The following is a 23,993-nucleotide window of genomic DNA, read 5'->3' as shown; positions in this document are numbered from 1 at the left end:
GTACAAAGCCAAAGCGTGTTGCGTCATTGAGTCACTTCGATGCGGAGTGATTCGGTGGTGATTAAAAATCTCCTGAGCGAAGTCCGTTGCGTACCATCCGAAACATCAGATGGGCACACGGAACTACTGGCGCAGTTACGAGAACTTCTGCCTGCAGCCTTCCTCGATGGCGAACTTGACCGCATCGCCTTGCTTGATGCACTTGGCTTGGGCGAAGAAACCAAATCGGCTTTTGCTTTTTCCTGGCCAGGTATTGAACAGGCACGGCAAGACGCCCGCACACCGACCACGGCCACGCTGATCCCGGATGTGCAGGCGTCGGTGCGATGGGATGACGCTCGGGACGTTCTGATCGAAGGCGACAACCTGCAGGTGCTCAAGCTGCTGAAGAACGGCTACACCGGTGCCTTCAAGCTGATCTACATCGACCCCCCGTACAACACCGGTGACACCTTCACCTACAACGACGATTTCTCGGTTCCGGAGGCCGAATACCTGCGTGACACTGGCCAGGTGGACGACCAGGGCGCGACCACCAGCAAGAAGGAAACCAAGGGCCGGAAGCACGCACCGTGGCTGACCATGATGTTCCCGCGCCTGGTGGCGGCACGTCACCTGCTGCGCAAGGACGGCGTGTTCCTGGCCAGCATCGACAACAATGAAGTTCACCACTTGCGGCTGCTGCTGGACGCGGTGTTCGGCGCGGAAAACTTTGTGGACATGATGACGTGGCAGGGAGGTCGAAAAGGTGACGCCAAGTTGACTGCAGGCGGCCAGGACTACATCTTGGTGTATGCGAAAAACCGCCAGCAACTGAAAGATCTGGATATACGTTGGCGCGAACGGAAGACCGGATTGGAAGCGGTCTATGCCAAGGAAAAGGGACTGCTTGAAAAGCACGGAACCGCCTTCGATGCAGCCAAGGGAGAACTGCGCGCGTGGTTCAAGGATCTGCCTGAAGGCAATCCTGCCAAGCAACACGAGCACTACAACCACATCGACCAAGGCGGTGTGTGGACTTCGGACAACAGCTCCAGTCCGAATTATCGCGAAAACTTGATCTACAACTTCAAGGGCTACGAGCCGCCAGAAAATGGCTGGCGTTACGAATTGACTCGTATGGAGCAACTCGATCAAGCCGGACGACTGCTGTATCCCAGCGGACGTGCCAAGCGAATCCGTATTAAAAAATATCTGCACGAGCAGGAATACTGGGCGCCGGCTTCGTCGTTCTACCGTGATCGAAGTGGAGCGTCGTCGGCGCTCAATACCCTGATGAGCGCTGAGGTCTTTGACGACCCTAAGGCCACTGACGTGCTGGCTCGACTGATCCATGCCATCACCGATGATGGTGATCTGGTGCTGGATTTCTTTGCCGGTTCCGGATCTACAGGTCAGGCTATTTGGGAGCAGAACCCGTGCGACGGCAAAACCCGACACTGGGTACTGGTGCAGCGCCCGGAGAAACCAGACGAAACCACCGAAACCGGCAGGAACGCCATAGCCGCCGGTTACGTCACCATCTTCGAAATTATCGCCGAGCGTCTGCGACGGGCGGCGGAAGAGATCGGCGGTGGATTGGGTTTCCGTGTATTCCGCGCCCGGGAAACTGGGCTGGCTGTGGAAGCGCCGGTCGTGGCTCAGGCTGGGCAGGCCGAAAGCGCGCAGTACGCCCTGATGCTGACCCAGGCCGGGCAGCCCCCAGTGAAGGACGACGCGAGTCCCGACGCTTTGGCGTGGGAAGTAGCCCTCAAGGCCAGCGCCACACGACTGGACGAAATGCTGACTCGCACCGAAGCCGGCGGGGCGATCGTGTACGCCTTCCAGAACGCCGCTGGCGAGCGCCTGCTGGTTTGTCTGGATCGTTTCACCTCAGTCACAGCCGCGGCAGTGAAACTGCGCGAGACGGGTGACGACACCCTGATCTTGCGTGGGGATCGGGTTGATGATGCCCTGACTCTGACGCTGGCCCCGCGGCTGCGTTCGAAACTCATCATGCTGGAAAGGTTGGCGCATGAAGTTTCGATTTGACGACCAGCCGCATCAGGCCCAAGCCATCGAATCCGTCGTGGATCTGTTCGAGGGCGGCGCCTTGGTACCGCCTCAGGGGGTGATCGGCCAAGCGTCCGGCGCGGCCGGCCATGCCGGATTTCAGCTTGATCGCTCGGTGCTGGCCCAGAATCTGCTGGCCGTGACCACCCGGGAAACCGTCGAGGTACAGGACACCCTGATCCTGATGGAAGAAACCGATCTGCTGGAACAGCCCCGGGACTTCCCCAACTTCTCGGTGGAGATGGAAACGGGCACCGGCAAGACATACGTCTACATTGCCACGGCGCTGCGCTTGGCCGAGACCTACGGCGTGCGGAAGTTCGTCATCCTGGTTCACACCGTGGCCATCCGGGCCGGTGTGGTGAAGACCTTTGAACAGACCCGCGAACACTTCCGGGCCAAGTACCCCCACCTGGATTACCAGTGGCGTGTGCTGGGAGACAGCCAGGCGGTACCGGACTTCGCCGACCCATCGTCCAACGTGCAGTTCCTGGTGGCCGGCATCAGCTCGCTGGACAAGCCAGCGAGCAATACCTTGTATGCCTCGCCGGAACAGGCCAACCTCTGGAACAGAGAAGCCACCGGGATCGCTCAACTGGCCCAGCTGCGGCCGGTGGTGCTGATCGACGAACCCCAAAACATGGGTACATCCAAACGCCGGAAAACGATTGCCACCCTCAATCCGTTGGTGGCCCTGCGGTACAGCGCCACGCACCGCGATCCGTACAACCTGGTTCATCGCCTGTCCGCCAAGCGTGCGGCGGAACTGGGTTTGGTGAAGCACGTGAGCGTGAAGGGCGTGGTCGCTGGTGCCAGCGGTCAGCCATACCTACACCTCATGGGAATCCGTTCCAGAGCCCTGCGAGGGACCACGCGCTGGCTGGCCGAACTGGTCATCGACGCGGCTGTTGGTGATCGCCAAACCGTGGTGTTGGCGCCGGGGACCGACGTGCAGGACGAAAGCGGCGGGTTGGCCCAATACCAGGGCTACATCATTGAAAGCATGACTCGGTCGGAACTGCGGTTTGAGAACGGCGTAACACTGGCCACTGGCCAAACCTTGGGCGTGGACGGCTTGTCGGTCTGGCGCGATCAGGTACGCCACACCATCCGCGCACACCTGCAAAAACAGGCGGATGTGGAGCAGCGCGGGCAGGGCCTTAAAGTGCTGTCGCTGTTCTTTGTGGAGCGCGTCGCCGACTACATCGGCAACGTCGCGACCCTGCCGGCGATGTTCGATGCGCTGTTCCGCGAGGAATGGGCACGATCCGGGCGACCGGCCGCTGCCATGCCCGATCCGGCGACATTGCGTGTCCACTACTTCCCATCAACGAAGACCGGGATTTACAAGGACACCAGCGGCAAGGCGAGCGAAGAAGGGTTCGAGGCGCGGGCCTACGACGAGATCATCACCAACAAGGAAAAACTGCTGGATTTGACCAACCCGCGCGCTTTCATTTTTTCGCACTCGGCGTTACGCGAAGGTTGGGATAATCCGAACGTATTCCAGATCGGGTTCCTGCGACACACCCGATCCGATACTGAGCGCCGGCAACAAATCGGGCGCGGCCTGCGCCTGCCGGTGGATCAAAACGGCAACCGCGTGCAAGACGAAGCGACCAACCGCCTGACCTTGGTGGTGGACGAGAGCTTCAGCGAGTTTCGCGATGGTCTCAACGCCGAGTACGGCGGTGCTGGCGACCGGCCGGACGTGGAAAACGAAGATCACATCGTTACCATCCACCTGCGGCCGGACAAGTTCCAAAGCCCCGAGTTTGCCGCGTTGTGGCAGCGTATTCGTTACCGGGCCGTGTATCGCATCGAGCGCGTGGACGAAGCCACGCTGGCCGCGACCGTGGCCACGCACGAGCACCTGGACAACCTGCGAAACATCCAGCGGCGAGCCAACGTGGTTCAGAGCGCAGATCTGGTATACGACGACCGCGGCAAGGTCATCACCACTGATGTGACTGTTGCGGAAACCTCCGGCGAGCGCGTGGTTCTGGCTGGACATCGGTTGCCCAATGTGGTTCAGATGGTCGAAGACCAACTCCAGCACGGCAAGTTTCCCCTGCAGCTGACCCGGCCGACCGTAGTGGCGATCTTGTCGGCCATTCCGACGCACTATCGGGCCGGCGCCATCCATGATCCGGGATACTGGGCGCGCATCGTCGCCCATGTGATCCGCACTGCGGTCATCGAACAGATGGTTCAAAACATCGAGTACGTTCCCGTGGACGAAGCCCACTGGTGGGACGCCAACGTGGTGTTTCTGGATAGCGAAACCAAGAACAAGCCGCTGGCCGTACCAGGGCAGCCAACGCCATCGTCGGGAGTGGCAGAGGCACCAATCGACGGCGCCAACCTTCACGACTACGTGGACTACGACAGTTTGGTGGAAAAATCCTTCGCCGAATTGCTGGAAAACCACCGTGGCACGGTAAAGCTATTCACCAAACTGCCACGCCGCTTCCGCGTGAAAACACCGGTGGGCGAGTATTCGCCGGATTGGGCCATCGTGTTCGAACGCGACGGCGAGGAACACCTTTACCTGGTGCGCGAAACCAAGGACACGCTCAACCTCGACGATCTGGAATGGGACGAGGCCATGCGAATCCGGTTTGCGACCAAACACTTCGCAGTAGCGCCGCGCGGCGCAGTGGACTTCACCAGCACCACAGCAAATGCCGGGATCCGCGTAGCAAATGGATAGCATCCACTGGTGACGAAGTTGCCGCCATCTCGCGTGCCCGTGTCGCACCCATGGCACAGTCGCAGGGCGGCTTGGCGCTGGACGGCGGCATGTGATCCGCCGCCGTCCATTCGGCAGCGTCACGTCAGGTTGTAGGCGCGCTCCTCGTGCTCGGCGATGTCCAGGCCCATCTGTTCCTGTTCGGCATCGACGCGCAGCCCGATGGTGCGGTCGAGCAGTTTCAGGATGCCCCAGCTGAGCACCGCGCTCCAGACGATGGTGAAGCCCACGCCCTTGGCCTGGATCCACAGTTGCAGCAGTGGCGACGTCACTGCGCCGAAGCCGCCCAGCGTCGGCGCGGCGAACGGGCCGGTGAGCAGGGCGCCGATGATGCCGGCGATCGCGTGCACGCCGAACACGTCCAGTGAGTCGTCATAGCCCAGCTTGTGCTTGAGTCGCGTGGCGGTGAAGAAGCACACGGTGCCGGCGACGAAGCCGATGAACAGGGCGCCGGCCGGCCCTGCCGTTCCCGCCGCCGGCGTGATCGCGACGAGGCCGGCCACCGCGCCGGAGGCGATGCCCAGTACGCTGGCGCGCCGATGGATGGCCCATTCCACCGTGACCCAGCCGATCGCGGCGGCGGCGGTGGCGATCTGGGTCACCAGCATGGCCATGCCGGCACTGCCGTTCGCCGCCACCGCCGAACCGGCGTTGAAACCGAACCAGCCCAGCCACAGCAGGCTGGCGCCGATCACGGTGTAGCCGAGGTTGTGCGGTGGCATGTGGGTCTGCGGCCAGCCGCGGCGCTTGCCGATCACCAGGCAGGCGACCAGACCGGCGATGCCGGCGTTGATGTGCACCACGGTGCCGCCGGCGAAATCGAGCACGCCGAGGTCACCGAGCAGCGAGCCGGGGCCGCTCCACACCATGTGCGCCACCGGCAGGTAGACGAAGGTCAGCCACAGTCCGCTGAACCACAGCATCGCGCTGAATTTCATGCGCTCGGCATAGGCGCCGATGATCAGCACCGGGGTGATGATTGCGAAGGTCAGCTGGAACATCACGAACACGCTTTCCGGCACCGTCTGGTACAGCGTGTCGGGTTTCAGCCCGGCGAGCATGACGCGATCCAGGCCACCGATGAACGAATGCCAGTTCGTCACGCCGGCATGCATGCCTTCGGTGCTGAAGGCCAGTGAGTAGCCGTAGAGCATCCACAGCACGGTGACGAGGGCAGTGATCGCGAAGCACTGCATCATCACCGAGAGCAGGTTCTTCGTGCGCACCATGCCGCCATAGAACAACGCAGCGCCTGGGATCGTCATCATCAGCACCAGCATGCTGGCGACGATCATCCAGGCAGTGTCGCCGTGGTCGAGCACGGCAGGAGCAGCGGTTTGCGCGGCGGCGGACAAAGGCAGGATGGCCACGCCGGCGCCGGCGGTGAGTAAGGATTTAGAGCGCATCGGCATCGACCTCCTGCGTGCGGATGCGGATCACCTGGTCGAGTTCGCCAACAAAGATCTTGCCGTCGCCGATCTTGCCGGTGCGTGCGGCGTTGCTGATCGCCTCGATCGCGTGGTCGAGGCGATCGTCGGCTACCGCCACCTCGATCTTCAGCTTGGGCAGGAAATCGACCACGTATTCGGCACCGCGGTACAGCTCGGTGTGTCCGTGCTGGCGACCGAAGCCCTTCACCTCGGTCACCGTCATGCCTTGGACGCCGGCCTCGGCCAGCGCCTCGCGCACGTCGTCCAGCGTGAACGGCTTGATGATGGCCGTAATCCACTTCATGGCGTGCTCCCTGATGATGGTGTCTTATTGCGATGCAGCACGATGCGTGCCATCGCGTCAGGGTCAGGCGTGACTCATGATTTCAGTGGCTTGCATTGCACCGATCGGGTTCGATGCACGATAAGTGAGCGATGATCGAGGAGCATTGCCCGATATTGGTGCGTTCGGTTGAATTGACCACACGGCGCCAAATCAGTACCATTTTAGTCCCGATTCAAGCCCCCGGGCCCGAGCGCATTCATGCTCCGCGTCAGCCGACTCACCGATTACGCCACCGTGGTGATGACCTGCATCGCCGCGCATCCGGATGACGTGCTCAGCACGGTGCAGATCGCCGACGAAACGCATCTGGAATTGCCGACGGTGAGCAAGTTGCTGAAGGCGCTTGGTCACGCCGCGCTGGTTGACTCGTTCCGCGGTGTCAACGGCGGTTATCGGCTGGCGCGACCGGCCAGCGAGATTTCGCTGGCCGAAATTGTCGAGGCACTGGAAGGCCCGATCGGCATGACCGAGTGCAGCGCAGGCGAAGGCCAATGCGATCGCGAATCACAGTGCGGCGTGCGCGGCAGCTGGCAGCGGATCAACAGCGTGCTGGACCAAACCCTGCGCGCAGTCAGCCTGGCCGAAATGCTCAAGCCGTTGCCGTCAGCCTCCTTGAATCAGCGCCAAAAGATTGCGGTCACCGTGAAAACCGGCGAGGCCACCACCGAATGAACAGCAGCATGATCAACGAAAGCAGCGCCAGCACCACGCTTCGCGACAACGCCGAGGTCGCTGAGGCGCTTGGCCGTAGTTACGCGGCCGGCTTCGTCACCGAGATCGAGATGACCGGCCTGCCGCCGGGCTTGGGCGAGGAAACCGTCCGCCAGATTTCTGCGATCAAGCAGGAGCCTGAGTGGATGACCGAGTGGCGGCTGGAAGCTTACCGGCACTGGCTGACCATGCCGAAACCGGACTGGGCCAAGCTCAACATCGATCCGATCGACTATCAGGCGATCAGCTACTACGCCGCGCCCAAGGCCGGTCCGAAATCGTTGGCCGAAGTCGATCCGGCGCTCCTGGAAACCTACGAAAAACTGGGCATCCCGCTGCACGAACGCGCGGCGCTGGCCGGCGTGGCGGTGGACGCGGTATTCGACTCGGTCTCGGTCGGCACCACGTTCCGCAAGCAACTGGCCGAAGCCGGCGTGCTGTTCTGCTCGATGAGCGAGGCGATCCGCGAATACCCGGAAATCGTGCGCAAATACCTGGGCAGCGTGGTGCCAACCGGCGACAACTTCTTCGCCGCGCTGAACTCGGCGGTGTTCTCCGATGGCAGCTTCGTGTTCATCCCGAAGGGCGTGCGCTGCCCGATGGAATTGAGCACTTACTTCCGCATCAATGCGCAGAACACCGGCCAGTTCGAACGCACCCTGATCGTCGCCGAGGAAGGCAGCCACGTCTCCTATCTAGAAGGTTGCACCGCGCCGAAGCGCGACGAGAACCAGCTGCATGCGGCGGTGGTGGAGCTCGTGGCGCTGGAAAAAGCGCAGATCAAATATTCCACCGTGCAGAACTGGTATCCCGGCGACGAGAACGGCGTCGGCGGCATCTACAACTTCGTCACCAAGCGCGGCGACTGCCGCGGCGACGATTCGAAGATTTCCTGGACGCAGGTGGAAACCGGTTCGGCGATCACCTGGAAATACCCCAGCGTGGTGTTGCGCGGCGACCGCTCGGTCGGCGAGTTCTACTCAGTCGCGCTGACCCATCACTACCAGCAGGCCGACACCGGCACCAAGATGATCCACCTCGGCAAATACACCAAGTCGAAGATCGTCGCCAAGGGCATCAGCGCCGGACGCAGTTCCAACAGCTATCGCGGTCTGGTCAAGATGGAGAAGGGCGCCGAGGGCGCGCGCAACTACACCCAGTGCGATTCCCTGCTGATCGGCAAGAAGTGCGGCGCGCATACCTTCCCGTACATGGAAGTGAAGAACCCGACCGCAATCGTTGAGCACGAGGCGACCACCTCGAAGATCTCCGACGACCAGATGTTCTATTGCCGCTCGCGCGGAATCAGCGAGGAAGACGCCGTGTCGATGATCGTTGACGGCTTCTGCAAGCAGGTGTTCCGCGAACTGCCGATGGAGTTCGCGGTGGAGGCGAAGAAGCTGCTGGAAGTGTCGCTGGAAGGAGCGGTGGGCTGATGAAGGTCTGCAGTGCCATGCAGCGCGGCAGGCACCTTCTGGTCCGGGCGCTGTCATGAGCCTGTCGATACTCAACCCCTCCATGTCTCGGGAAAATCCAAGGAACCACAGCATGAAATTGCTTACCAGCGTGCTGATGATCGCTGCGGCAGCAGCACTCTCCGGCTGCATTCCGGTCAAGCACCACGATCTCACCGCGCCGCAGATCAGCGGTACCGTGACCCGCGCAGGTGTTCCCGTGCCAGGTGTCCACGTGCAACTGGCCGATGTGCTCAATGACACCGGTGTTCCCGCGCCCGACGCGCTCAAGGACGAGGCGGTGACGGATGAGCAGGGGCATTTCACCGTGGGGCCGCTCTATCGCGTGACGAAGAAGAAGGCGGCGATTCCCCTGGTCAGTGTGGATCTGCACACCGTGCCGTGGGGCTTGCGCCTTTCCACCGACGCCAAGACCTGGCGCGCCGGATGGCTTTCGGACCCGACCATGCTGGGCGATGTGCCGAAAGCGCCGATTTCCGCCTTGTGTGACCTCTCGGTAGACGCGAAATCCAGTGTGATCGATGGTGACCTCGCGATCATGGGCAATGGCCCGTGCATCCTGCAATTGATCGAGAAAAAGAAGAAATGAGCATGCTGATCATCGAAAACCTGCACGCCCGCGTCGAGGGCAAGGAAATCCTCAAGGGGCTCAGCCTCAGCGTAAATGCGGGTGAAGTGCACGCAATCATGGGCCCGAACGGCGCTGGCAAGTCGACACTGGGCAATGTGCTGTCCGGCCGCGACGGCTACGAGGTCACTTCCGGTAGCGTGACCTATGACGGCATCGACCTGCTGGCGCTGGAGCCGGAGGCGCGCGCCGCCGCGGGCGTATTTCTGGCGTTTCAGTACCCGGTGGAGATTCCCGGCGTCAACAACACCTACTTCCTGCGCGCGGCTTTCAATGCGCAGCGCAAGGCACGTGGCGAAAAGGAATTCGATTCGATGCAGTTCCTCAAGCTGGTGCGCGAGAAGCTGAAGGTGATGCAGATCTCCGACGAGCTGCTGCACCGCGCGGTCAACGAAGGCTTCTCCGGTGGCGAGAAGAAGCGCAACGAGATCTTCCAGATGGCGGTGCTGGAGCCGCAACTGGCGATCCTTGACGAGACCGATTCGGGCCTGGACATCGACGCGCTCAAACATGTCGCCGATGGCGTCAATGCACTGCGCTCGCCCGATCGCGCGTTCCTGATGATCACCCACTATCAGCGTCTGCTCGACTACGTGGTACCGGATTTCGTGCACGTGCTGGCCGATGGCCGCATCGTCGAAAGCGGCGACAAGTCGCTGGCGCTGAAGCTGGAAGAACACGGTTATGCCGGCCTCGGCGAGGGGGCCGCGGCATGAGCCAGTCGGCACCGCTGCCGTTGGTCGAGTCCCTGCTCGATGTGCCGCTGCCGGCCAGCGGCATCGCCTGGCTCGATGCGGCAAGGCATGAGAATCGTGCGGCGTTTGCCGCCGCCGGCCTGCCCGATACGCGGGTGGAAGCGTGGAAATACACTGCCCTGCGTGCGCTCGGCCAGCGCCGCTTTACCCATGGCGATGATGGTGCGGCCTTGCGTGCGGTGGCTGCCTCGACGTTCGCGTTGCCCGGTGTCGACGGACCGCGACTGGTCTTCGTCAACGGCGTGTTCCGGGCCGATCTGTCCGCACTTGATGCGTTGCCGGCCGGATTGACCCTGCAGCCGCTGTCGCAGGCATTGCACGATGACCCGGAGCCGTTGCGCTTCGTGCTGTCGCGGCCGGCTTTGATCGGTGATGCCCGCGAAGTGGGAGACGCGTTTACCCGGATCAACGCCGCCAGTGCTGCCGATGGTGTGATGCTGCGTGTTGCCGCTGGCGTGAAGGTCGCTGCACCGGTGCAGCTGGTATTCGTCGGTGCCGCTGCCGACGTCGAACTCGCCTGGCACCTGCGCAACGTGATCGAGCTGGGCGAAGGTGCCGACCTGAGCCTGATCGAGCAGCATGTTTCCGATGCCGAGCCGGCGCAGCTGGCCACCGTGGTCAGCGACATCGAACTGCACGAAGGCGCCCAACTGCATCACGCCGTAGTGCAGAACGTCGCGATTGCCACCAGCCTGATTCGCCGCAGCAGCGTGCGCCTGCACGCGCGTGCACACGCGATGCTGCATGCGCTGGAGCTCGGTGGTGCCCTGGTGCGCCACGACCTGCGCGCCGAGCTGGTCGGCGACGGCGCATGCTTCGATACCCGCGGTGTGTTCATGCCGCACGGTCGCCAGCATATCGATACCCAGCTGGCGATCCGTCACCAGGCGTTGAACACTAGGTCCACCTCGACCTGGCGCGGTGTGGCCAACGACCGCGCGCGTGGCGTGTTCCGTGGCGCGATCGTGGTGGCGCCCGGTGCCGATGGCAGCGACGCCAGCCTCAGCAACAAGAACCTGCTGCTGTCGCCGGGCGCCGAGATCGACACCAAGCCGGAACTCGAAATCTATGCCGACGAGGTGAAGGCCGCGCACGGTGCCACTGTCGGTCAGCTCGATGAACGCTCGCTGTTCTATCTGCGTTCGCGCGGGATTCCGCTGGCGGAAGCGCGTGCGCTGCTCACCGCCGCGTTCTGTCGCGCGGTGCTGGATGATCTGCCGAACGAGGCGTTGCGCGAGCATCTGTCGGGACTGTTGGTCGCGCAATTGCCTGCATGATTTTTCTCCTCCCCCTGTTTGCAGGGGGAGGTCGGGAGGGGGTGACGCTCTTGCGAAGAGCGACCCCACTCCAACCCTCCTCTGCGACCGAAGGAAGTCCCTTTGGGGCAGGCAGGGGAGGGAGCCACCTAAGGAGCCACCTATGGAAGCGTCGAAGATGACCGCACCACAAGTCGCAACTCCCACGGTTTTCGACGTTCAGCGCATCCGCGCGGATTTCCCGCTGCTCGCACGCAGCGTGCATGGCAAGCCGCTGGTATACCTCGACAATGCCAACACCAGCCAGAAGCCGCTGTCGGTGATCGAGGCGGTGAACGCGCACTACCGCGAGCACAACGCGAACGTGGCGCGTGCCGTGCACCAGCTCGGCGAGGAAGCCACCGCGGCGTACGAAGGCGCGCGCGACAAGCTGGCAGGTTTCATCAATGCGACGTCACGCAACGAACTGATCCTCACCTCCGGCACCACCCAGTCGATCAACCTGGTTGCATACAGCTACGCGCTGCCGCGGCTGCAGCCCGGCGACGCGATCCTCACCACGGTCATGGAGCACCATGCCAACATCGTGCCCTGGCAGCTGGTCGCCGCACGCAGCGGCGCCACGGTCAAGGCGGCGCCGATCGACGAGCGCGGCGAGCTGATCGTCGAGAAGTACATCGAGATGCTGACGCCGGACGTGAAGCTGGCCTGCGTCAGCCATGTCTCCAACGTGTTGGGCACGGTCAATCCGGTGCGCGAAATCGCACGCGAGTGCAAAAAGCGCGGCATCGCGTTGCTGGTCGACGGATCTCAAGCCGTGCCGCATCGGCCGGTCGACGTGCAGGCGCTTGGCTGCGATTTCTACGCGATCACCGGGCACAAGATGCTCGGCCCGACCGGCACCGGTGCGCTATGGGCGAAGCGCGAACACCTGGAGTCGATGCCGCCGTTCTTCGGCGGCGGCGAGATGATCCGCGAGGTGCGTTTCAGCGGCACCACGTTCGCCGCGCCGCCGCACAAGTTCGAGGCCGGCACACCTAACATCGCAGGCTTCGTCGGCCTGGCGGCAGCGATCGACTACTACCATTCGGTGGGTTTCGAAGCGATCCACGCATGGGAGCAGAACCTGCTCGCCTATGCCACCGAGCGGCTGCGCGAGATTCCCGGGCTGCGCATCTTCGGCGAGGCGAAGGAAAAGGAGCCAGTGATCTCGTTCCTGCTGGAGGGCGCGCAGGCCACCGATATGGCGACTCTGCTCGATCTGCAGGGCATCGCCGTGCGCTCCGGCCATCACTGCGCACACCCGCTGATGCAGTTCTATGGCGTGCCCGCCACGCTGCGCGCTTCGCTGGCGTTCTACAACACGCGCGAGGAGATCGACGCGTTCATCGTCGCCCTGCTCAAGGTGCGCACGCTGCTGATGTGAGGCTGTCGCCGGATAGCGATCAGGCGATATATCCCGGTCAGGCGGTCGCGAGTCCGCGCAACACCACGTCATCTGCAGTCACTCGCAGTACCGAGCCCTGCTCGTACCAGTCGCCGAGCACGATTCGCTCGGCCGGCAGGCCGTCGAGTTCGAAGGCATGCGCTGCAGGGCGATGCGTATGTCCGTGGATCAGCCGCGTCACGCCGGCCTGGCGCATGGCGTTGGCCACGGCTGCGGCATTCACGTCCATGATGCTTTCCATCGTGCTGCCGGTATGTTTGCGGCTGTCCTCACGCGCCTGCGCGGCGAAGGCGCGACGCGCCTCCAGCGGCATCGCCAGGATCTGCGCCTGCCATTGCGGGTTGCGTACCTGCTGGCGCACAGCCTGGTAGGCCACGTCGTCGGTGCACAGCACGTCCCCATGCATCAGCAGGGTGCGTCGACCCTGGACGCCGTGCACGGCGCCATCATCAAGCAGGGTCATGCCGGCACGCCGGGCGAACGCCTCGCCGAGCAGGAAGTCGCGGTTGCCGACCATGAAGTAGACCGGCACGCCGGCGTCGTGCACCGCGCGGGTGGCTTCGGCGATGCGCCGCGGCAGTTCGGCGTCATCGTCGTCGCCGATCCAGGCTTCGACCAGGTCGCCGAGGATATACAACGCATCCGCGTGGCGCACCTCGTCACCGGCCAGATAGTTTTCGAACAGCGTGGTGATCTGTGGCCGAGCCGGATCCAGATGCAGGTCGGAGATGAACAGCGTTGCCATCGTGACGATCAACCGTTGCCGTTGGGCTTGGTGGGTTTCCGGTTGGTCTTGGTCGCCGGTGTCGTTACCGCAGGTGCCCTGGCGCTGGCGGCTGGAACCGGTATCTCCTCGCCGATCACGTGCGCGCTCTCGATCAGCACCAGCGGATTCGGTACGTCGCCGGCAAACGGGCCGAGCGCGTGGGTGGGCATGGCGGCGATCTTGTCGACCACGTCCATGCCCTTGAGCACCTTGCCGAACACCGTATAGCCCCAGGTCAGGCCACTCTGGTTGCCGACGAAATCCAGCCGGCGGTTGTCGACCAGGTTGAAGAAAAACTGTGCGGTACCGGAGTTCGGATCGGCGCCACGCGCGACGGCCAATGTGCCGCGCAGGTTGGACAGGCCGTTGTCGGCTTCGCTGACGATCGCCGGGCGCGTGCGCTTTGGCTGCAGGTCGCGCGTGTACAGGCCGCCCTGGACCAGATAACCGGGAATCGCCCGATGGATCAGGGTGCCGTCGTAGAAGCCGTCGCGTACGTACTGCAGGAAATTGGCCACGCTCTTCGGTGCCTTGTCCGGATACAGCTCCAGCGTGATGTCGCCTTGCGAGGTACGCAGCAGTACTTGCGGCGTTGCCGTCGTGGCGGCCGGCTTCGGCTTGGCGGTTTGTGCCGTCAGGGTCAGCGGCAGGAGCAACAGCAGGGTGGCAAGCAGGGACTTGAACATGGGCATCAGACAGTCTGGACGTCCGCACATGATACGCGGCTGCGGCATGGTGTGGCTCGGGAATGCGGAGCTTCGATCAGCTGGCAGAGAGTTCCAGTCGCAACCCCAGCTCCGCCATCGGCGCCTGTTCCTGCTGCAGGTCAGCTTCGCTGAGCGGGTGCTGCTCAAGCCAGGCGATAGGCAGCTTCAGTCGCAGGGACTTGCTGTTCGCTGCAAGCCGCATCGGCGGCAACGATTCGGCGCGGCGGGCGCGGCGGAACAGTACGGCCAGACGCAGCAGAGCGGTGGTGTAACGGGCGAGCTGGCGATAGCGCTGCGGCAGCGCGAGGATCACCGCACGGTCCGGCTTGCGCCGATGCATCTCGACCACCGCCGCCAGCAGTTGCTGTTCCTGCCGCGAAAAGCCGGCCAGATCGGCATGGCGCAGGATATAGGCACCATGGTGGTGGTGTTGGCTGTGTGCGATGGCCAGACCGATTTCATGCACGCGGGACGCCCACGACAGCCATTCGCGCGCATCGGCGTCGAGTTTCCATGAGTGCGCAATCTGGTCGAAGAACATCAGGGCGGTCGATTCCACCCGACGTGCCTGCGCGCGATCCACGCCGTAGCGGGTGGCCAGCGCGTCGATGCTGGCAGTACGCGGGTCGCTGCCGCCGGCGCGGCCGAGCAGATCCCACAGCAGACCTTCGCGCATCGAGCTCTCGCACACGCGCATCCGCTCGATGCCGAGCGCGGCAAATGCCGCCTCGAAGATCACCACGCCACCGGCGATCACCGGCGCGCGTTCCTCGACCAGGCCGGGCAGCTTGAGCGTGTCGATCTGGCCGTGTTCGATCAGCACGTCGCGCAGCGAAGCGAGCGAGGCCGGGGTGATGCCGTCATCGGAAAACTTCATTGCCTGCACCACCGCGCCAATCGACTTGGCGGTGCCGGACGAGCCGTACGCGTCCTGCCAGCCCGATTCGCGGTAATCCTCGGCAAACTGCTGCAACAGCACGCCGATCTCGCTACGTGCGCGCTGCCAGCGTTTGCGGTTGAGTTTGCCGCCCGGAAAGAAGCGCAGGGTCGAGGCGATGCAGCCGGCCTGCACACTCTCGGTGTGCAACGGCGCCAGTCCGCGGCCGATGATGAATTCGGTACTGCCGCCGCCGACGTCGATGACCAGGCGCGGCTCGCGCGAGGAGGGCAGATCGTGTGCGGTACCGAGGAAAATCAGGCGACCCTCCTCGCGGCCCGAGACGACCTCGATCGGATGACCGAGGGCGGCCTCGGCGGCGGTCAGGAACGCCTGTGGTGAGGCCAGTCGACGCACGGTGTTGGTTGCCACCGCACGTACCCGGATCGAGGGCAGGCCGGCGATGCGCTGGCCGAAACGAGCCAGGCAATTCAACGCCCGGGCGCGGCGTTCCGCATCCAGTGTGCCGTCGGCGCGCAGGCCGGCAGCCATCCGCACGGTATCGCGCAGCCGGTCGATCACGCGTGGCTCGCCGTGTTCCATGCGTGCCACCACCATGTGGAAGCTGTTCGAGCCCATGTCCACGGCTGCGATCAGTTCGCCGTCGCGGATGGGTGTCTGTTCGGCTGGGCTCACGCCAACACTCCCTGGATCGCGAGGCGCGGATTCCCGCACATACGCATGAAATGGATAAAAGGCCGTATCAGCATGGACCGGGTCACTTGCAGAACCTTTCGAGCAGACCCAGCTGCGCGCTGTACGGTGGGTTGCCGCCGGGTTGTGCACGCGTGTAGCGGCCGTTGCTGTCGAGCAGCCACGCCTGAGTGTTGTCGGCCAGCCCGTTGGCGAGGGTTTCCTCGAACACCCGTGCCGCGAGTTCGGGATCGAGGATCGGGAAGGCCACCTCGATCCGTCGCATCAGGTTGCGCTCCATCCAGTCGGCGCTGGCGCAGTACAGCTCGGCATCGCCGTCATTGGCGAACCAGTACACCCGGCTGTGTTCGAGGAAACGGCCGACAATCGAACGCACACGGATACGCTCGGAAATGCCCGGTAGCCCGGGTCGCAGGGTGCAGGCGCCGCGTACGATCAGGTCGATTTCCACGCCTGCCTGCGAGGCGCGATAGAGCGCCTCGATCACGTGCGACTCGTTCAGTGCGTTGAGCTTGGCGACGATGCGTGCCGGCCGACCGGCTTGTGCATGCGCAGTCTCGCGCTCGATCTTCGTCATCACGCTGGTGTAGAGCGTGAATGGTGAATGCAGCAGGCGTTTCAGCTTGATCATCGGCCCCAACCCGGACAACTGCTGGAACACCTTGTGCAGGTCCTCGCCGATTTCCGCGTTGGCGGTCATCAGGCCGATGTCGGTATAGGTGCGGCTGTTGATCTGGTGGTAGTTGCCGGTCGACAGGTGCACGTAACGCCGCAGCAGCTCACCTTCGCGTCGCACGATCAGCATCATCTTGGCGTGAGTCTTGAAGCCGACCACGCCATACACCACCTGCACGCCGGCTTCCTGCAGCCGGGTTGCCAGGCGGATGTTGGCCTCCTCGTCGAAACGTGCGCGCAACTCGATCACGACGGTGACGTCCTTGCCGTTGCGTGCGGCCTCCACCAGCAGATCGACCAGCGGCGTGTCTTCGCCGGCGCGATACAGCGTCTGCTTGATCGCCAGCACCTGCGGGTCGGCGGTGGCCTGGCGCAGCAGGTCGATCACCGCGGCAAAGCTCTGGTATGGATGGTGCAGCAGCACGTCGCGCTGGCCGATCAGTTCGAACTTGTTGCGGCTGCTCTCGAGCGGTGCCGGCAGCTGCGAGTTGAAGCGCGGAAACTTCAGTTCCGGCCGGTCCAGCCAGTCGTAGATCAATCCTGCGCGGATGATGTTGACCGGGCCGTCGCAGCGATACACGTCGGTCTCTTCCAGCTGGAAGTTCTGGATCAGCATCGTGGTGATCGCCTGCGGGCAATCGTTGGCGATCTCCAGCCGCACCGGTCGCGCGTAGCCGCGGCCGACCAGTTCCTCGCTGAGTGCCAGGGCCAGGTTCTGCACCTCGGCCTCCTCGACGATCAGTTCGCTGTTGCGGGTGACCCGGAACTGATACGAGCCGACCACCTTGAAGCCCGGAAACATCAGGTCGACAAAGGCCTGCAGCAATTCGGCAAGGAACACGAAATGCTCGCCCGGCCCACTGACCTCGGCCGGTACGCGGATGATCCGCGGCAGCGAGCGTGGTGCCCGCACCAATGCCATGTGGCCTTCGTGACCGAACGCATCGCGACCCTTCAGCACCACGGCGATGTTGAGCGTCTTGTTGAGGATGCGCGGAAACGGATGCGCCGGGTCCAACCCCAGCGGCGACAGTACCGGCAGCACCTCATGCTCGAAATAGCCCTGCAGCCAGCGGCGCTGGCGCGGATTCCATTGCTTGCGGGTGAGGATGTGGATCTGCTCAGCGTCCAGCTGTGGTCGAAGCTGCTCCTGCCAGGTTGCGTACTGGTCGCTGACCAGGTCCAGCGCACGGGTACGGATGCGCGCCAGCAGCTCGAGGGACGACAGGCCATCCGGTCCCGGTGCCGCCGAGCCGAAGGCGTGGTGATGCTTGAGCATCGCCACGCGTACTTCGAAGAATTCATCGAGGTTGTTTGCCACGATGCTCAGGTAGCGCAGCCGTTCCAGCAGCGGTACGGCTGGATCGCGCGCCATGGCCAGTACGCGGAAATTGAACTCCAGTGCGGCCAGTTCGCGGCTGAGGTACAGGCCGGGCGCAGTCAGGTCGGGTTCGCTGGGTGAGGCAGGGGATGGTTGATGCATGCTTCATTCTGGCCCAAGGCGCCGGCCAAGGAAACGCTGCGGCCCTCAACCTTCCTCGTTGCCACCTGGTGTCAGCAGGCGTGCCTGGTTGAAGTGGCAGGTGAAGGTGGATCCCGCACCGGGCGTGCTTTCGATCCGCAGCTGTGCCTGGTGCAGGTTCATCACGTGCTTGACGATCGATAAACCAAGCCCGGTACCGCCGCTGTCGCGTGAGCGGCTGGAGGAGACCCGGTAGAAGCGTTCGGTGAGGCGGGCCAGATGCGTGGCGGAAATTCCGAAACCGGTATCGTTCACCGAGTACGCGGCGCCGTCGGATGTGCGCTGCCAGCGGATGGTGATGCTGCCGCCGGTCGGTGTATAGCGCACCGCGTTGCTGACCAGGTTCGACAGCGCGCTGTGCAGATCCTTCGGCGAGCCGAGCAGATCCGCCTCCGCGCTGGATTCGAGCGTGATCTTGTGGCGGCCCTGGCTGAGCGCCTCGGCTTCCTTGCGTACGGTGGCCAGCAGCGGAGCCATCTGCACCCGTTCGTCCACGATCTGGTGCTGCGTTTCCAGCCGGGAAAGCGCCAGCAGATCCTCGACGATCTGGCCCATCCGCTTCGACTGCGCGCGCATCTCGCTCAGCACCGGCGCCAGTTCGGGAACATCTTCCGGATCGATCAATTCGAGATAGCCGTGGATAACGGTCAGCGGCGTGCGCAGCTCATGCGAGACATTGGCGACGAAATCACGCCGTACCTGCTCAAGTCTGGTCAGATGGCTGATGTCACGGGCCAGCAACAACTGCTGGCGACGGCCGAACGGGAGCATGCTGACGTTGAGGTGGCTCTCCGGCTGACCCGGCGCAGACACGTCATTGAGCGGCTCCAGGGTGCCGTCACGCAACCAGTCGGACAGGTCCGAGGTGGCCAGCCGCTGCTGCAGAAGTACGCCACGATCCTTCGGCCGGCTCAGACCCAGCAGATTCTCGGCGGCATGATTGAACCAGCGCACCTGCTGGTTCTGATCGAGCAGCACGACGGCGTCCGGCAACTGGCTGGCGGCGTTGCGCAAGTCGCGCAGACTGGAGGCAATACGGCGGGAACGCGTCATGAAACGGTCATGCTGGAGAGGGCTGGCGGAAGCCGGTACCGCCATCATGGGCTGCACTTGATGACGGATTCGGGTCAGCAGCAAGACGACTTCCGCCACGGCGACAATCGCGACCCCGCTGGCAAGATGTCCGTGTACCAGCCAGCCCAGCAATGCGCCCACGAACAAGCCTGCCACGAGAGAGGCAGGCAATTTCCAGGAGAGTGCTGCAGGTTGGGCCATGCGGACGGAGTGCCGGTGGGCTCAGGACGGCGGGAGCCCAGCATCGGCAAAAGCCGGGCCCATCGCAAGCCTGTCGAGCGGATCAGGCACTCAGCGAAAAGCGGTAGCCGGTGCCGCGCACGGTCTGCACCATGTCTTCCAACTTCCAAGGTTCCAGCGTCTTGCGCAGACGACGGATATGCACATCGACCGTGCGCTCTTCCACATAGACGCTGCCGCCCCAGACGTGGTCGAGCAGCTGGGTGCGCGAATACACGCGTTCCGGGTGGGTCATGAAGAAATACAGCAGGCGGTATTCGGTCGGGCCGATCGGCACGGCTTCATCGCCTGCAAATACCCGATGCGCCGGTCCGTCGATGCGCAGTTTGCCCAGTTCGACCATGCCGGAACCATCATCGCCCTGGCTGCGTCGCAGCACGGCCTTGATCCGTGCGATCAGTTCGCGGGTGGAGAAGGGTTTCACCACGTAATCGTCGACACCGGCCTCCAGGCCGTTGACACGATCCATCTCCTCACCACGCGCGGTGAGCATGATGATCGGGATTTCGCGGCTGAGCTCTTCCTTGCGCAGGCGCCGGGCCAGGTCCAGTCCGCTGGTGCCGGGCAGCATCCAGTCGAGCAGGATCAGGTCGGGTACCTGCTCGGCAATCGCCAGCTGGGCGGCACGGGCGTCAGCCGCCTGCATCGCGTCCATGCCGGCCTTGCGCAGGGCGAAGGCGATCATTTCGCGTATCGAGACTTCGTCTTCTACGATCAGGATGCGTTTGTGCACGCCGTGGTCTGCCGTTGGCTTATGACGAACATATTGCAGCTGATCAATGTTACGTGTCGATGACATCCATGCCGGGAGGGCGTCACGAGGGTGGCAGGCCGGTGCCGGCAGGCCCGGCACCCAGGCCTAAACACAGCCTGGCAGTGCAGTGGTCCTGCGATTGCCACTGTTGCTGGCCGTCGGGGCTGTCGTCGGTCTTGATCCTGCGCTTGTGCAGTTCCAGTACCAACGGGGTCAGCTCGGCGATGCGTGCCTGGATACGTACCCGCGCGTAGTAGTCGAGATCGGTGCGTTTGAGAAGACGCTTGAGCTGTTCCATCGCGTCGAACGGACGGCCGGAGTAGTAGCTGGCGTCGGCAAAAGCTTCTCCGGCGCGGATGCTGTCGCCGGCCTTTTCACTGGCGCGGGCATAGGCGCTGTAGATCTCCGGTTCGCTGGCATTGTCCAGCAGGGGCCGCAACAGGTCCGCCGCCTGGCTGGCCTGGGCAGTGTCGCCGCTGTGGGTGAGGGCCTCGGCATAGGCCAGTGCCACGGCGCGGTTGCGCGGCGACTGTGCATTCAGGCTGCTGTAGCTGACCAGCGCCGCGGCACGCTGGCCGGCCTGAAGGCGGGCATCAGCCAATGCCAGCTGCAGGATCAGGCTGTCCGGGTATGACTTCAGCAAGGGCTGCAGCTGATCGATCGCCGCGGTGCCACGACCGCTGCGGATGAGGGCCAGTGCGTAACCGTAATGATTCGCTGTGGTGTCGAAGCCATGCTGTTTCTGCAGGCCGGATGCGTAGTAGATGGCCAGCTTGGGGGCGTCGCCAGCCAGCACGCGCACGCGTTCGCGCATCAACGCCCAGGTGTCCTTGCGGTTGGCCGATACCAGTGGCTGGTTCAGGATGCTTGGATCCTTGACGAACGGGATCGGGGCCGTGTTCCTGGCCCATTGGTTGCGATCCATGGTGCTGCCGGACGGGCGCAGCTTCTGGGCGGCGATCAGGGCGCCAGCGCGTGCCTTGGCGTCGCTGATGCGCGCGCTGGTGACCGGATGGTCCTGCAGCAGCGCCGGCACGTCGATGCCGCCTGCGTCGGCGCTCATCACGTCCTCCATGCGCTGAAAGAAGCCGGCCATTGCGTTCGGATCGAAACCGGCATTGGCCAGCGTCTGGATGCCGACGCGGTCGGCTTCGATCTCGTCCTTGCGGGTGAAATTGATCGATTTCTGCGCAATCAGGCCCTGGCCGCCGGCCAGCACGGCCATCGGTGCATCGCCTCCGCGGCTGCCGGCACCAGCGGCGATCGCGCCCAGCAGGACCAGCGCCATCAACGGCGCATCCTTCTTGGAATCCTCGAATGCGCGTTGCAGATGGTTTTGCGTGATATGGCCGATCTCGTGGGCGATCACGCCGGCCAGCTCGCTCTCGTCCTGGGTAATCAGGACCAGCCCGGAATTCACTCCGATGTAACCACCGGGTGCGGCGAATGCATTGATCTCGGGATCTTTCGCGATGAAGAACGCAAAGTGGTCCTTCGGCTTGTCGCAGTTGGCGACCAGCCGGTAACCCAGGTCGTTGATGTAATCGTCCAGCAGCGGGTCGTCCACCACCATGTCCAGCGCGCGCATCTGGCGCAGCATGGAGTCGCCGTAATCCTGCGCTTCTTGTGGCGAGATCAGCGCATTCGCCGAACTGCCCAGATCCGGCAGGCGCACGTCCTGCTGAGCGCCCGCGCTACAGGCCAGCCCGGCGCTGATCAGGACTGTCAGCAGGCGTGGAGTCAGTCGTCTTGGTGTCATGGTCATCGGTAGGCGACAATAGCACTGTGACCGCCAACGGCGGCGCTGGTTCAGTGCCTGAATAAGGGGCTGCCGCGGCTTGAGTAGCTGGCCCGCGCACCCCATTTTCAGGCGGTCCTTTTCAGTTGTTCCGGAGTGTCGTGATGTCGAAGATCGAGGTCTATTCCACCGCCGTATGCCCATACTGCGTGGCCGCCAAGAACTTGCTCAAGTCCAAGGGGCTGGAATGGAGCGAAGTGCGCGTCGATACCGACCCGGTCCAGCGCGATGCCATGCTGGCACGCAGTGGTGGGCACCGCACCGTGCCGCAGATCTTCATCAACGACCAGTTCGTGGGTGGGTATGACGAGCTGGTGGCGGCCGACCGCAGCGGCAAGTTGACGCAGTTGCTGGAGCAGGGCGCATGAGCGACAAGCTTGCCGAATTCACCGCGTTTCGCCAGCGCATGAACGAGCGCATCCTGGCCGAGGACAATCAGGTCGTGCGGCGCTTCTTCGCGCTGGATACGCAGACCTACAAGGCTGGTGCGCTCGATGTGAAGACCAAGGAGATGCTCGGCCTGGTCGCCTCGCTGGTACTGCGTTGCGACGACTGCATCAGCTATCACGTAGCCCAGTGCAAGGAAGCCGGCGTCGAGCGCGATGCGTTCTTCGAGGTATTCAGCGTGGGTCTGGTAGTGGGCGGCTCGATCGTGATCCCGCACCTGCGCCGTGCCGTGGATCTGCTCGACCAGCTCGAGTCGGGCAGCGGCAACGATGCGGCCGCCTGCACCGATCACGCCTGAACCAACACCTTGGCGGATAACCGGACGATCGCGCCAGGGCATGATCGTCTGCGGCTTTTCGCAATGCTGCGTGCGAGTATTTGCAATGCCTTGCGAAGCCTTCGCCCTGTTCGCGTAGGGCGCTATCAGGGATAATTGACCGGTTTCAGCACGTGCCTGTTTTCATTTGGCACTACCTCTCCGCACGTGCTGCTCGTCAGTTTCCGCTATCAGGAGTTCCCCCATGAGCAAGACAATTGCCGTGATCCCCGGCGATGGCATCGGCCCGGAGATCATGTCGGCCACGCTGCGCGTGCTCGACGCGCTGGATTGCGGCCTCAGCTACGAGTTTGTCGACGCCGGCATGGTCGCGCTGGAAAAGCACGGCGAGCTGCTGCCGCAGGCGACGCTGGACAAGATCGCCGAACACAAGGTGGCGCTGAAAGGCCCGCTGACCACGCCGATCGGCGACGGCTTCACCTCGATCAACGTGACTCTGCGCCGGCATTTCGACCTGTACGCGAATGTGCGCCCGGCGGTCAGCTTCCCGGGCACCAAGTCGCGCTACGAGAACATCGACATCATCACGGTGCGCGAGAACACCGAGGGTGCGTACCGCTCCGAGGGGCAGACGCTGTCCGCCGACGGCGAGATCGCCGAGTCGGTCGCGCGCAATACCCGCAAAGGCAGCACCCGCATCGTGCGCTACGCGTTCGAGCTGGCGGTGAAGAAAGGTCGCAAGAAGATCACCGCGGTGCACAAGGCGAATATCCTGAAGACCAGTTCGGGGCTGTTCCTCAATGTGGCTCGCGAGGTTGCCAAGGAATATCCGCAGATCGAGTTCAACGAGATGATCGTGGACAACACCTGCATGCAGCTGGTGATGAAGCCCGAACAGTTCGACGTGATCGTCACCACCAACCTGTTTGGCGACATCCTGTCCGACCTGTGCGCCGGTCTCGTTGGTGGCCTGGGTCTGGCACCGGGCGACAATATCGGTACCACCGCGGCGATCTTCGAGGCGGTACACGGTTCGGCGCCGGACATCGCCGGCAAAGGCATCGCCAATCCGTGCGCGTTGCTGCTGGCGGCTGCCGACATGCTCGACTATCTGGACATGGTTGCCAAGGGCGACCAGCTGCGCCAGGCGATCCGCGCCACCATGACCGACGACCGGGCCAGCGTGACGCCGGATATCGGTGGCAACGGCAGCACCGACAGTTTCGCCGATGCCATTGTGAAGCGTATCAAGGGCTGAGTTTCAACAGCCTTGATACGAAAAAGCCGCGG

General features: G+C 63.5%; 20 protein-coding genes. 11 read left to right on the top strand and 9 right to left on the bottom strand.

The genetic code is table 11. The features are described from left to right. Positions 1-54: 54 nt before the first annotated feature. Together B0E51_RS11890 and B0E51_RS11885 are read left to right on the top strand one after the other, a co-directional pair. Complete coding sequence (locus tag B0E51_RS11890) at positions 55-2,031, top strand: site-specific DNA-methyltransferase (protein WP_254424510.1); 1,977 nt, start codon at positions 55-57, stop codon at positions 2,029-2,031. Then, positions 2,015-4,765 carry a DEAD/DEAH box helicase family protein gene (locus tag B0E51_RS11885; RefSeq protein WP_077445120.1) on the top strand — a complete coding sequence of 917 codons (2,751 nt, stop codon included), beginning with the start codon at positions 2,015-2,017 and terminating at the stop codon, positions 4,763-4,765. Before B0E51_RS11890 ends, B0E51_RS11885 begins: the two co-directional genes overlap by 17 nt. 119 nt (positions 4,766-4,884) lie before the next feature. Here the strand turns inward: B0E51_RS11885 and B0E51_RS11880 are convergent, their stop codons facing one another. Then, complete coding sequence (locus B0E51_RS11880) at positions 4,885-6,210, bottom strand: ammonium transporter (protein ID WP_143525906.1); 1,326 nt, start codon at positions 6,208-6,210, stop codon at positions 4,885-4,887. Further along, positions 6,200-6,538 (bottom strand): P-II family nitrogen regulator, encoded by a 339-nt coding sequence (locus B0E51_RS11875; RefSeq protein WP_077445118.1) that lies wholly within the window; start codon positions 6,536-6,538, stop codon positions 6,200-6,202. The genes B0E51_RS11880 and B0E51_RS11875 overlap by 11 nt, the downstream gene beginning before the upstream one ends. A 240-nt stretch (positions 6,539-6,778) precedes the next feature. On the opposite strand from B0E51_RS11875, the gene B0E51_RS11870 reads away from it, so the two are divergent. The 6 genes from B0E51_RS11870 to B0E51_RS11845 all read left to right on the top strand — a co-directional run bounded on the left by B0E51_RS11870 (position 6,779) and on the right by B0E51_RS11845 (position 12,831). Then, a complete protein-coding gene (locus B0E51_RS11870) occupies positions 6,779-7,252 on the top strand; it encodes an SUF system Fe-S cluster assembly regulator (protein ID WP_077445117.1) in 474 nt (157 codons plus the stop codon). A gap of 8 nt (positions 7,253-7,260) precedes the next feature. Then, positions 7,261-8,727: a Fe-S cluster assembly protein SufB gene (gene sufB, locus B0E51_RS11865; protein ID WP_174570654.1), complete on the top strand. Its 1,467-nt coding sequence runs from the start codon at positions 7,261-7,263 to the stop codon at positions 8,725-8,727. A gap of 112 nt (positions 8,728-8,839) precedes the next feature. Continuing rightward, complete coding sequence (locus tag B0E51_RS11860) at positions 8,840-9,355, top strand: carboxypeptidase-like regulatory domain-containing protein (protein WP_077445115.1); 516 nt, start codon at positions 8,840-8,842, stop codon at positions 9,353-9,355. 2 nt (positions 9,356-9,357) lie between these two features. Beyond that, complete coding sequence (gene sufC / locus B0E51_RS11855) at positions 9,358-10,110, top strand: Fe-S cluster assembly ATPase SufC (RefSeq protein ID WP_077445267.1); 753 nt, start codon at positions 9,358-9,360, stop codon at positions 10,108-10,110. Next, entirely contained in the window at positions 10,107-11,426 is a 1,320-nt protein-coding gene (gene sufD / locus B0E51_RS11850) for a Fe-S cluster assembly protein SufD (protein WP_077445114.1), read from the top strand. Before sufC ends, sufD begins: the two co-directional genes overlap by 4 nt. Positions 11,427-11,583: 157 nt before the next feature. Then, positions 11,584-12,831: a cysteine desulfurase gene (locus tag B0E51_RS11845; RefSeq protein ID WP_077445266.1), complete on the top strand. Its 1,248-nt coding sequence runs from the start codon at positions 11,584-11,586 to the stop codon at positions 12,829-12,831. A gap of 37 nt (positions 12,832-12,868) precedes the next feature. On the opposite strand, the gene B0E51_RS11840 is transcribed toward B0E51_RS11845, so the two are convergent. From B0E51_RS11840 to B0E51_RS11810, 7 genes are all read right to left on the bottom strand, one after another. Continuing rightward, a complete protein-coding gene (locus B0E51_RS11840; protein ID WP_077445113.1) occupies positions 12,869-13,597 on the bottom strand; it encodes a UDP-2,3-diacylglucosamine diphosphatase in 729 nt (242 codons plus the stop codon). An 8-nt stretch (positions 13,598-13,605) separates the two neighbouring features. Beyond that, positions 13,606-14,304 (bottom strand): peptidylprolyl isomerase, encoded by a 699-nt coding sequence (locus B0E51_RS11835; RefSeq protein WP_077445112.1) that lies wholly within the window; start codon positions 14,302-14,304, stop codon positions 13,606-13,608. A 76-nt stretch (positions 14,305-14,380) separates the two neighbouring features. After that, a complete protein-coding gene (locus B0E51_RS11830) occupies positions 14,381-15,898 on the bottom strand; it encodes a Ppx/GppA phosphatase family protein (RefSeq protein ID WP_077445111.1) in 1,518 nt (505 codons plus the stop codon). Between the two features lie 82 nt (positions 15,899-15,980). Beyond that, positions 15,981-18,074 carry a polyphosphate kinase 1 gene (ppk1, locus tag B0E51_RS11825; protein ID WP_077445110.1) on the bottom strand — a complete coding sequence of 698 codons (2,094 nt, stop codon included), beginning with the start codon at positions 18,072-18,074 and terminating at the stop codon, positions 15,981-15,983. A gap of 45 nt (positions 18,075-18,119) precedes the next feature. Continuing rightward, entirely contained in the window at positions 18,120-19,388 is a 1,269-nt protein-coding gene (phoR, locus tag B0E51_RS11820; protein WP_077445109.1) for a phosphate regulon sensor histidine kinase PhoR, read from the bottom strand. 82 nt (positions 19,389-19,470) lie between these two features. Further along, on the bottom strand, positions 19,471-20,160 hold the full coding sequence (phoB, locus tag B0E51_RS11815; protein WP_077445108.1) for a phosphate regulon transcriptional regulator PhoB: 690 nt from the start codon (positions 20,158-20,160) through the stop codon (positions 19,471-19,473). A gap of 82 nt (positions 20,161-20,242) precedes the next feature. Next, on the bottom strand, positions 20,243-21,946 hold the full coding sequence (locus tag B0E51_RS11810; protein WP_077445107.1) for a M48 family metalloprotease: 1,704 nt from the start codon (positions 21,944-21,946) through the stop codon (positions 20,243-20,245). Positions 21,947-22,083: 137 nt separating this feature from the next. Between B0E51_RS11810 and grxC the strand changes: the two genes are divergently transcribed. The 3 genes from grxC to B0E51_RS11795 all read left to right on the top strand — a co-directional run bounded on the left by grxC (position 22,084) and on the right by B0E51_RS11795 (position 23,961). Beyond that, entirely contained in the window at positions 22,084-22,347 is a 264-nt protein-coding gene (grxC, locus tag B0E51_RS11805) for a glutaredoxin 3 (protein ID WP_077445106.1), read from the top strand. Next, positions 22,344-22,724 carry a carboxymuconolactone decarboxylase family protein gene (locus tag B0E51_RS11800; RefSeq protein WP_077445105.1) on the top strand — a complete coding sequence of 127 codons (381 nt, stop codon included), beginning with the start codon at positions 22,344-22,346 and terminating at the stop codon, positions 22,722-22,724. The genes grxC and B0E51_RS11800 overlap by 4 nt, the downstream gene beginning before the upstream one ends. Positions 22,725-22,947: 223 nt before the next feature. Next, a complete protein-coding gene (locus B0E51_RS11795; RefSeq protein ID WP_077445104.1) occupies positions 22,948-23,961 on the top strand; it encodes an isocitrate dehydrogenase in 1,014 nt (337 codons plus the stop codon). The last annotated feature ends 32 nt before the right edge of the window (positions 23,962-23,993 follow it).

The organism is Rhodanobacter sp. C05, from assembly GCF_002001165.1.
GTDB lineage: Bacteria > Pseudomonadota > Gammaproteobacteria > Xanthomonadales > Rhodanobacteraceae > Rhodanobacter.
Note: the sequence above shows the minus strand (reverse complement) of the source record. Positions and strands in the feature narration are given on the sequence as shown.